Source organism: Paenibacillus xylanilyticus (assembly GCF_013359935.1).
Lineage (GTDB): Bacteria > Bacillota > Bacilli > Paenibacillales > Paenibacillaceae > Paenibacillus > Paenibacillus xylanilyticus.
On record NZ_JABMCB010000031.1, the window covers coordinates 1 to 1,048 of the forward strand.

General features: G+C 43.6%; 2 protein-coding genes. Both read left to right on the forward strand.

The genetic code is table 11. The annotated features are described in order from the left end of the window. The first annotated feature begins 121 nt into the window (after positions 1–121). Positions 122–835: a LexA family protein gene (locus HP552_RS00175; protein ID WP_000104864.1), complete on the forward strand. Its 714-nt coding sequence runs from the start codon at positions 122–124 to the stop codon at positions 833–835. A 112-nt stretch (positions 836–947) separates the two neighbouring features. Continuing rightward, positions 948–1,048, forward strand: a 101-nt coding sequence (locus HP552_RS00180; RefSeq protein WP_446686444.1) for a RexA family antiphage protein, incomplete at its 3' end; no start/stop codon positions are given.

Consider the following 1,048-nt stretch of genomic DNA (forward strand, 5'->3'; position numbering starts at 1 on the left):
CAGGGTTATGCGTTGTTCCATACAACCTCCTTAGTACATGCAACCATTATCACCGCCAGAGGTAAAATAGTCAACACGCACGGTGTTAGATATTTATCCCTTGCGGTGATAGATTTAACGTATGAGCACAAAAAAGAAACCATTAACACAAGAGCAGCTTGAGGACGCACGTCGCCTTAAAGCAATTTATGAAAAAAAGAAAAATGAACTTGGCTTATCCCAGGAATCTGTCGCAGACAAGATGGGGATGGGGCAGTCAGGCGTTGGTGCTTTATTTAATGGCATCAATGCATTAAATGCTTATAACGCCGCATTGCTTACAAAAATTCTCAAAGTTAGCGTTGAAGAATTTAGCCCTTCAATCGCCAGAGAAATCTACGAGATGTATGAAGCGGTTAGTATGCAGCCGTCACTTAGAAGTGAGTATGAGTACCCTGTTTTTTCTCATGTTCAGGCAGGGATGTTCTCACCTAAGCTTAGAACCTTTACCAAAGGTGATGCGGAGAGATGGGTAAGCACAACCAAAAAAGCCAGTGATTCTGCATTCTGGCTTGAGGTTGAAGGTAATTCCATGACCGCACCAACAGGCTCCAAGCCAAGCTTTCCTGACGGAATGTTAATTCTCGTTGACCCTGAGCAGGCTGTTGAGCCAGGTGATTTCTGCATAGCCAGACTTGGGGGTGATGAGTTTACCTTCAAGAAACTGATCAGGGATAGCGGTCAGGTGTTTTTACAACCACTAAACCCACAGTACCCAATGATCCCATGCAATGAGAGTTGTTCCGTTGTGGGGAAAGTTATCGCTAGTCAGTGGCCTGAAGAGACGTTTGGCTGATCGGCAAGGTGTTCTGGTCGGCGCATAGCTGATAACAATTGAGCAAGAATCTTCATCGAATTAGGGGAATTTTCACTCCCCTCAGAACATAACATAGTAAATGGATTGAATTATGAAGAATGGTTTTTATGCGACTTACCGCAGCAAAAATAAAGGGAAAGATAAGCGCTCAATAAACCTGTCTGTTTTCCTTAATTCTCTGCTGGCTGATAA

Coding starts and splice junctions, on each gene's coding strand:
- HP552_RS00175 (WP_000104864.1), top strand. CDS start 122: ATGAGCACAAAAAAGAAACCATTAACACAAGAGCAGCTTGAGGACGCA.